Origin of the sequence: Caulobacter sp. (assembly GCF_049283275.1) — a bacterium.
In the GTDB taxonomy this organism is placed as follows: Bacteria; Pseudomonadota; Alphaproteobacteria; order Caulobacterales; family Caulobacteraceae; genus Caulobacter.
The window spans coordinates 23612-32391 of the sequence record NZ_JBAPVS010000070.1 but is presented as its reverse complement, the minus strand read 5'-3'; the positions used below and the strand labels follow the sequence as shown (position 1 = coordinate 32391).

The window sequence follows — 8780 nt, the reverse complement described above, 5'->3', positions numbered from 1 at the left end:
TTTTCTATTGGTCGACGCGGGATTACGGCCGCTTACGCACCTGGGCGTCGAGGCTCCATTCGCCCGGCCCGGCGAAGGCCAGGTACAGGAAGACGAAGCAGAACAGGATCGCCGGCTCGCCGCCGTTCAGCGCCGGCCAGTAGCCCTGGGAGGCGTGGGCCAGAAAGTAGGCGACAGCCATCTGTCCGGACAGGATGAAGGCCACGGGGCGGGCGAACAGGCCCAGCACCAGCAGGGCGCCGCCGACGATCTCAAGCCAGGCGGCGACGAGCAGGATGGGCGGCAGCGGATCGGGCGCGCCGGGCTGCGGAGCCGGGAAGTGAAACACCTTCATCAGGCCGTGCTCCATGAAGAGCAGGGCGGCGATGATCCGCAGCAGGCTGAGGACGCGCGGCGTCCAGACGATCAGTCGTTCCATGTCGTTCCCTCTGTCTTTGTTTGGTGGAAAGGACCTCGCGACGAACAAGGTCGCCGCTTACGCGCACTGAACGATGGTCAAGCTATCGGGGCTTTATGGGCTAGGCCACCTCTGAAGCCAAACGAAGACCCCCGGCGGGCCTTGGCTCGCCGGGGGTCTGAATGAGGTGACGCTCGCCGCGTTCGTCAGGCGGCCTTGGCGTCTTGATCGGCCATCCGCTGGATGGCGACATAATCGGTCTTGCCGCTGCCCAGCACGGGCACTTGCATGACCTTGAGGATTTTGCGCGGCACGGCCAACTCCGGTGCGCCGATGCTTTGGGCGTGGGCCACCAGCGAGGTGACGGCGGCGTCCTGGCGATCGGTGACCAGGATCAGCTTCTCGCCCTTCTTCTTGTCCGGCATCGAGATCACCGCGTGGCGGCCTTCAGGCCAGACGGCGCTGGCCAGATCCTCGGCGGCGGTCAGGGAGACCATTTCGCCGCCGATTTTCGCGAAGCGCTTCACCCGGCCCTTGATGGTGATCCACAGGTCGTCGGTGACGGTGACGACGTCGCCGGTGTCGTGCCAGCCGCCCTCGGGGGCGTCGACGCCCCCGTCCTCACGCAGGTAGCCCGACATGATGTTGGGGCCGCGCACCAGCAGGCGGCCGCCCCCGGCGATGCCTTCGACCGGTTCGATCTTCCATTCCTGGCCGGGCAGCAGGCCGCCGACCGTGCCGCGGCGATTGTCGTCGGGCTTGTTGACCGCGATGACCGGGGAAGCCTCGGTGGCGCCGTAGCCTTCGAGAACCGGCACCGGGCCGAACTTTTCATGGATGAGGTTGTGGGTCTCTTCGCGAACCTTTTCAGCGCCGCAGACAATGAACTTCAGGCCGCTGAGCTCGTCGCTTTCCGCGGCGCGGGCGTACTGATTGACGAACGTGTCGGTGGCCAGCAGCACCGAAGCCCCAGAGTCCTTCAGCAGCGGTGGAATCTGTTTGGTGTGCAGGGGCGAGGGGTATTGGAACGCCTTCATGCCGGTCAGCAATGGCAGGATCACTCCGCCGGTCAGGCCAAAGCAGTGGAACACGGGCAGAGGGTTGAAGAACACCCAGGCCGGGTCCAGTTCGATATGGGCGGCGATCTGCATCGCGTTGGAGACCAGGTTCGCCTGGCTGAGCACCACGCCCCGCGGCGCGCCGAAACTGCCCGAAGTGAACAGCACAACGCCCTTGTCCGACGGCTTGGCGCTGGCCCGGAACCGGCGCGGAAAGATCCCTGCGGCTGCGGCGAACAGCTTGTCGGCGATGCCGATCGTGCCGCGTACGTCCTCCAGATAGGTAATTGTGGCTCGCTCTTCGAGCGCGTCGATAATGTCGTGCAGCTTGCCCAGTTCGATGAACTTGTGGGCCGTCAGCACGCGCTTGACCCCGGCCAGCGCGCAAGCGGCGCGCAGGTTGCGCAGACCGGCCGTGAAGTTGAGCATGGTCGGCACGCGGCCGAAGGCGTGCAGGGCGAAGAAGGTCACCACCGCGCCCGATCCGGACGGCAGAAGGACCCCGACATGCTCGCCCGGCTTGGTCATGGCCGCGATCTTGCGGCCGAGCGCGAAGCTCGCGCGCACCAGGTCGGTATAGTTGAGCGGATTACGATCCTGGTCTTCGAGGATCGGTTTCTTGGCGCCGTACTTGTCGCGGGCGTCGAGCAGGGCGTCGAAGAGGGCCTTCTGGCCGTCCAGCGCATTGAAAACTACCGGCATGCCGGCGAAACCTCCCGGAAGCGCCACGTGGCGCCCTCGTCTAGTTGAAGCGGGACCCTAACGACGGCGTGTGGCTTTGCAAACACCCGTTCCGTGCGCCGCAACGCACCGGTCCTTCTAAAATGCGCTTGAGCCCTTATCGTTCAAGGTTTGACGGGGGCGGCCGCACCTGTTCGGAGGGCGTCGTCGATGGTCTTCAGCCAGGGATCGCGCACCGAATCTGTCTCCAGATGCAGCGCGTGACGCGCCGCGGGATAGCGAATCTCCACGCAGCGGGGCAGGGCGGCGCAGGTTGCGCTTTGGGGGCGCGGCAAGGCTTTGACATCCTGCCCGGCCGTCAACATCACAACAGGGGTGTCGACCTGTTTCAGATCGCGCCCGGCCGCGTCCACGGCGGCATAGAAGGCCTCGTACCAGGCTAGGCTCGGCGCGCCCATTCGCAGGTCTGGATTGGTCAGCTGCCAGGCCTGTTGCACGGCGCCTCGAGCTGGGTCGTGGGTGAGCTTGGCGTCAAAGCCGTCCTGTCCGTCGCGCCTCCAACCGACTTGTCCCGGATAGCGCGCGAAGCCCAGCTTCAAACGCCGCGCTCGATCGGCGATGTCGATCAGCTCGTTCCTGGCGCGCGGCGGATCGGCGATGTCGAAATTGGGCGAGGACAAGATCGCCACGTCGGCGCGCAAGCCTTCCTCCAGAGCTCGCAGCGCGACCAGACCGCCGTCGCCCGCACCTAGGATCATGAACGGGTCGAGGCCCCCGACGCCGCCTCGGGGCGGACGGATCACGACCTTCACCATGGCCTTGGTCGCCGTGACGTCGGGCGCGAGACTGGTCGCGTGGCCCAGGTCGCGCCAGCGGGTGGCGCGTTCCGAGCCGCCCTGACCCTGGCGCTCCAGGATCCAGACGACATAGCCTCTGTCATTGAGGTCGCGGGCCGTCTCGAACCAGCCCTCGGCGGACTCGCCATAGGCCGGTAGGATCAGGATCTGGCCTCTCGGCGCGTCGTGGGGCGCGGAAACGCCGTAGCGCTGCACCAAGTCGTCGCCGACCTTCACATAGCCCCAGGCCCAGCCCGCCGGCGGCTGGAACCGCACGTCGAGGGAAGGCGGCGTTCGGCTGTCCGCGAAAGGCGCGCGGGCGCCCTCGTCGCCGCAGGAGACGAGCGGCAAGGCCAGCAGGCAAGCCCAGGCTGCGATAGGGAGGCGGCGACGCATTCGAGGCACACATTTCGCGCCTTTGCGTCACATGCAAGAACACAAGCTTGATCCGGAGGCCAAGAAGGCCGATCTAGGCCGTTATGGTCACCCTGATCGACACGCTGAACACCCGCGCTTCCGAGACCCCCTCCGAGGAACGCGCCGTCCGCCACCCCGAAAAGCAGAACCGTCCCGATACGCCGGTCCTGCGCAAGCCCGAATGGCTGCGTGTCCGCGCGCCTGGCTCGGCCGGCTATAACCAGACCCGCGACATCGTCCGCGATCACAAGCTGACCACGGTCTGCGAAGAAGCCGCCTGTCCGAACATCGGCGAGTGCTGGAGCCAGAAGCACGCGACCATGATGATCATGGGCGAGATCTGCACCCGGGCCTGCGCCTTCTGCAACGTCTCGACCGGCCTGCCGAACGCCTTGGACGCCGACGAGCCGCGCCGCGTGGCCGAGGCCGTCGCCAAGATGGGCCTCAAGCACGTGGTCATCACCTCGGTCGATCGCGACGACCTGGCCGACGGCGGCGCCCAGCACTTCGCTGAAGTGGTCCTGGCCATCCGCGCCGCCGCGCCGGGCACGACCATCGAGATCCTGACCCCGGACTTCTTGCGCAAGGACCGGGCCGAGAATGTGGTCATCGACGCCCGTCCGGACGTCTTCAACCACAATCTGGAGACCGTTCCGCGGCTCTATCTGAAGATCCGTCCCGGCGCCCGCTATTACAACTCGCTGCGCCTGCTGGAGCGGGTCAAGGAGCGCGATCCTTCCCAGTTCACCAAGTCCGGCCTGATGGTCGGCCTGGGCGAGACCAAGGAAGAGGTCATGCAGGTGATGGATGACATGCGCTCGGCCGGCGTCGACTTCATCACCATCGGTCAATATCTGCAGCCGACCCGCAAGCATGCCGCCATCGACCGCTTCGTGACGCCCGAGGAGTTTCAGGCCTATGAGGCGATCGCCCGGGCCAAGGGCTTCCTTATGGTCTCGGCCAGCCCGCTGACCCGCTCGTCGCACCACGCCGGCGAGGACTTCGCCAAGCTGCAGGCCGCGCGCCGGGCGCTGGACGCCAAGAGCGCCTAGCCTTGCACCGTCACGTCGTCACCCGGGTGCTGCCCTATGCGCCCGAGCAACTGTTCACGCTGGTCGGGGACGTGGAGGCCTATCCGCAGTTCGTACCGTGGATCACCGCGATGCGCACCTGGAACGGCCGCGCCGACGCTCAGGTCTCAAGCGTGGACGCCGAGGCCCAGGTTGGGTTCTCGTTCCTGCGCGAGAAGTTCGCCACCCGAGTGCGGCGCGACGCGGCGGCCCTAAGCGTGGATGTCAGCCTGCTCTACGGCCCGTTCAAGCGGCTTTCAAACCAGTGGCGCTTCTCGCCGCATGAGGCTGGAACCACCGTGGAATTCGTCATCGACTTCGCGTTCAAGTCGAAGATCCTGGACGCCATGCTGGCCGCCAATCTGGATCGGGCCGTCAACACGCTGATCGGCTGTTTCGAGGATCGCGCCCGGGCGATCTACGGGTCGAAAGCCTAGCGCCCTTTAAAGACGGCCGGGCGCTTCTGCAGGAACGCGCTGACCCCTTCAATGAAGTCGTCGGTCTTGCCGGCCGCCTTCTGGGCGTGGCGTTCAGCGTGCAGTTGCCCCACCCAATCGGCGTCGAGGCTGTTCCAGACCAGCTTGCGGATCGCCGATAGGGCGGCGGGGCCTGCGGCCAGTTCCCGGGCGATGGTCGTGGCGGTCGCCATCAGCTCGGCGTCGGGCACGCAACGATTGATCAGCCCCCAGGACAGCGCCGTGGCGGCCGGGATCTTATCGCCCAGCAGCATCATCTCCATGGCCCTGGCCTTGCCGACCAGGCGCGGCAGCAGATAGGTCGAGCCGCCGTCGGGCACGAGGCCGATGCGGCGGAAGGCCTGCAGGAAATAGGCGCTCTCGGCGGCCACGACGATGTCGCCGAGCAGCGCGATCGAACAGCCGACGCCGGCGGCCGGCCCATTGATCGCCGTGACGATCGGCAGCGGGAAGTCGCGCAGCAGGTTGACCAGCGGGTTGTAGGTGCTTTCCAGGGCCGAGCCGGCGTCCGGTTTGCCGTCGACATCGGCCTCGCGACCGGCGGCGCCGCCCCCTGACAGATTGGCGCCCGAACAGAAGCCGCGGCCTTCGCCGGTCAGGATGACGGCGCGCGCCTTGACCTTGCCGGCCGCGATCGACCCGAAGGCGTGGGCCAGTTCGCGGGCCATTTCCAGGCTGGCGGCGTTGAGGCTGGCGGGATCGGCGAGGGTGATGACGGCGACGCCGTCAGCCGCTTCGAGCCGGATCTTCTCGTACGTCATGACGTCCTCCCAAGGCTTTGTCGCTCTTGCTGGAGTCTAGGCGCGACTAACCTTGGGGAACGCCAGAAAAATTATCCGCGAGCGAAATCGAGCCCGGGTCCGCGCGGGAAATCAGGCCGCGTTGGCCGAGCTGGGCTTGCTCTCGGCGGCGGTGACGCGATTGCGGCCGCCGCGCTTGGAGGTGTAGAGCGCCGCGTCGGCCCGTTCCATGACCGAATGGCCGCTCTCGCCCGGACGACGCTCGGCGAAGCCCGACGAAATGGTGATGGCGCCCAGATCTTCGTTGGTCGAGCGGCGCTTGAGCATGCGCGAGGACACTTCGACGCGGATTTCCTCAAGGGTGTCGGTGACCGCGGCGGCCGTTTCCCGGGGGAAGATCATCGCGAATTCCTCGCCGCCGTAGCGGGCGGCGAAGCGGGGCGGGGCGGCGACGCGGCCGATGACGCTGGCGACGTAGCGGATGACCTGGTCGCCCGTCTGGTGGCCCCAGGTGTCGTTGAAGCCCTTGAAGTGGTCGATGTCGAGCACGGCCAGGCAAATCGTGGCGCCGGCCTCATCGGCCTCGGAGCAGGCGCGGTTGAGCTCTTCGTCGAAGGCCTTGCGATTGGCCAGGTTGGTCAGGCCGTCGGTGGTGGCGTCGCGGCGCACCTGTTCCAAGTGCTCGCGCAGACGGTCGACCTCGGCGGTGGACTCCGCCAGTCGGGTCTCCAGCGACTTGTTTTCTTTCTGGACCCGGCGCGTGGCCTCGGTCAGGCCGTTGACCACGGCCTTGATCTTGCTGACATCGGACGCCGTGTCCAGGTCCTTGCTCGCGCCGTTCAGCGTCTTGCCATAGGCGGCGTTGCTTTTCTGGGCGTCCTGGATGGCCCTGGAAACCGAATCCAGTTCCTTGCTCAGCAAGTCGCCGGCGTCACGGATCTGCTCGTTCAGCTTGGCCTTGGGCAGGTAGGTCGCGGCCAATTCTTCGCTCACCAGTTCGGTGAGCGGTTCGCCCAGCGAGATCAGCCGGGTGAGTTCGCGGGCCAGGGCGCCCTCGGGATCGGCGACGAAGTGAATCCACAGCTCGAAGTTCAACGCGGTCGGCCAGACCTGGTGGCGTTCCATCAGGCCCAGGGCGCGGCCGGCGATCTTGTAAGCTTCAGGGCCGCGCAGCGTGGTCTCGACGTCCGACATCTCTAGTCCCCCAAAAGCGCTGCATCGCCCGGACGCGCGCTTGGCTCCGCAATCTAGGCCGAAGAGTTCAAACGAGCCGTTAAGAACGAACAACGTTCACTTGCGTGTTCTCGTCGCGGCCATCATTGTAAACGCTGATAAGATGAGCCTGTAGGCCGCTGGGAGGAACGTGATCGTGAATGCACCCGTCAATCTCAACTTGGAATCTTCCAAGGCTCCGCTTCTGAAAACCCTCGAAGCGCAGAAGGCCGCGCACCTGCGACAAGGCGCGCCGACGGCGGAACGCCGCATCGAGTGGCTGGATCGCTGCATCGGCCTGCTGGTCGATCATCAGGCCGAGATCGCCGAGGCGCTGAACGCCGATTTCGGGGCGCGATCCAAGGACGCCACCGGCTTGACCGACATCGCCGGTTCGATCGGGCCGCTGAAATACGCCAAGGAAAACCTGGCCAAGTGGATGCGCCCCGAAAAGCGCAAGACCACGCCGGCGATCCTGGGCCTGTTCGGCGCCAAGGCGCAGGTCCAATACCAGCCCAAGGGCGTGGTCGGGGTGATCAGCCCGTGGAACTTCCCGGTCAACCTGACCTTCGCGCCGCTGGCCGGCGTGCTGGCGGCCGGCAATCGGGCGATGATCAAGCCGTCCGAATTCACGCCGATCACGTCGGAACTGATGAAGACGATGTTCGCCAAGGCCTTCTCGGAAGAGGAGATCGCCGTGATCACCGGCGGGCCCGAGGTCGGCCAGGCCTTCACCAGCCTGCCGTTCGACCATCTGGTCTTCACCGGTGCGACGTCGGTGGCGCGCCATGTGATGCGGGCCGCGGCCGAGAACCTGGTGCCGGTGACCCTGGAGCTGGGCGGCAAGAGCCCGGTGATCCTGTCGCGCGGCGCCGACATGGCCACGGCCGCGGCGCGGATCATGAACGGCAAGACGCTGAACGCCGGCCAGATCTGCCTGGCGCCCGACTACGTGCTGGCCCCGGCCGACCAGATCGACAGCTTCGTGGCCGAGGCCAAGGCGGCCGTGGCGCGGACCTTCCCGACCCTGAAGGACAATCCCGACTACACCGCCGTTGTCGCCCAACGTCACTACGACCGGATCAAGGGTCATGTCGACGACGCGCGGGCCAAGGGCGCGACGATCGTCGAGATCAATCCGGCCGGCGAGGATTTCAGCCAGCAGGAGCACCGCAAGATCCCCCCGACCCTGATTCTCAATCCCACCGACGACATGAGCGTGATGCAGGATGAGATCTTCGGGCCGGTGCTGCCGGTGAAAACCTATGGCAAGGTCGAGGAGGCGGTCGACTACATCAACGGCCGCGACCGGCCGCTGGGGCTCTATTGGTTCGGGACCGACGACGCCGAGCGCGACATGGTGCTGAACCGCACGACCAGCGGCGGGGTGACGATCAATGACGTGATCTTCCACGTCGCCCAGGAGGACCTGCCGTTCGGCGGCGTCGGCCCGGCCGGCATGGGCAGCTATCACGGCCGCGACGGCTTCCTGGAGTTCAGTCATCGGAAGGCTGTGTTCCAGCAGTTGAAGAAGGACATCGCCCCGATGCTGGCCCTGCGTCCGCCTTATGGCGCGGCGATCCGCAAGTACCTGGCGGGGCAGATCAAGCGGTAGGGCGGGGCGGCTCACGCCCTTGCCCCCTACGGGTCGCTTCGCGACCGTCTTCCCCCACAGGGGGAAGAGGAAGCCCCGCGCGTCTCCTCCGCCCCCTTTGGGGGCGGACAGGCGGCGAAGCCGCCAGGTGGGGGCAAGTGTTCACCGGCACGATCTGTCGTCCTCACGCGGACGCCCGCTGAGCTTGATGGGAAGGGTGCGAAGCGCCCGGGCCTCGCCCGGATGATTTGCAGTTGTAAGTACCGTTTCGACGAAGGCAGAGCGCTTCGCGCGGCCGT

Annotated in this window: 8 protein-coding genes; 3 read left to right on the top strand and 5 right to left on the bottom strand. The window is 66.5% G+C overall.

What is annotated here, in order from left to right; translation table 11 throughout:
- Positions 1–22: 22 nt before the first annotated feature.
- The 3 genes from WAL33_RS03530 to WAL33_RS03520 form a co-directional block, all read right to left on the bottom strand.
- Positions 23–418, bottom strand: a complete 396-nt coding sequence (locus WAL33_RS03530; protein WP_422178544.1) for a DoxX family protein — start codon at positions 416–418, stop codon at positions 23–25.
- Between the two features lie 185 nt (positions 419–603).
- On the bottom strand, positions 604–2157 hold the full coding sequence (locus WAL33_RS03525) for an AMP-binding protein (RefSeq protein WP_422178542.1): 1554 nt from the start codon (positions 2155–2157) through the stop codon (positions 604–606).
- Positions 2158–2300: 143 nt separating this feature from the next.
- A complete protein-coding gene (locus WAL33_RS03520) occupies positions 2301–3368 on the bottom strand; it encodes a serine aminopeptidase domain-containing protein (RefSeq protein ID WP_422178540.1) in 1068 nt (355 codons plus the stop codon).
- Between the two features lie 83 nt (positions 3369–3451).
- Between WAL33_RS03520 and lipA the strand changes: the two genes are divergently transcribed.
- On the top strand, positions 3452–4441 hold the full coding sequence (lipA, locus tag WAL33_RS03515) for a lipoyl synthase (RefSeq protein ID WP_422178538.1): 990 nt from the start codon (positions 3452–3454) through the stop codon (positions 4439–4441).
- 2 nt (positions 4442–4443) lie between these two features.
- Positions 4444–4896, top strand: coding sequence for a type II toxin-antitoxin system RatA family toxin (locus WAL33_RS03510; protein ID WP_422178536.1), 453 nt, complete (start codon positions 4444–4446; stop codon positions 4894–4896).
- On the opposite strand, the gene WAL33_RS03505 is transcribed toward WAL33_RS03510, so the two are convergent.
- Both WAL33_RS03505 and WAL33_RS03500 read right to left on the bottom strand, forming a co-directional pair.
- Positions 4893–5696 carry an enoyl-CoA hydratase/isomerase gene (locus WAL33_RS03505; RefSeq protein ID WP_422178534.1) on the bottom strand — a complete coding sequence of 268 codons (804 nt, stop codon included), beginning with the start codon at positions 5694–5696 and terminating at the stop codon, positions 4893–4895. The two genes, WAL33_RS03510 and WAL33_RS03505, sit on opposite strands and share 4 nt — an antisense overlap.
- Positions 5697–5807: 111 nt before the next feature.
- Entirely contained in the window at positions 5808–6869 is a 1062-nt protein-coding gene (locus WAL33_RS03500) for a diguanylate cyclase domain-containing protein (RefSeq protein WP_422178532.1), read from the bottom strand.
- 175 nt (positions 6870–7044) lie between these two features.
- Between WAL33_RS03500 and WAL33_RS03495 the strand changes: the two genes are divergently transcribed.
- The gene (locus WAL33_RS03495) at positions 7045–8502 is read left to right on the top strand and encodes a coniferyl aldehyde dehydrogenase (RefSeq protein ID WP_422178530.1); all 1458 of its coding nucleotides are present in this window, start codon (positions 7045–7047) and stop codon (positions 8500–8502) included.
- Positions 8503–8780: the final 278 nt, after the last annotated feature.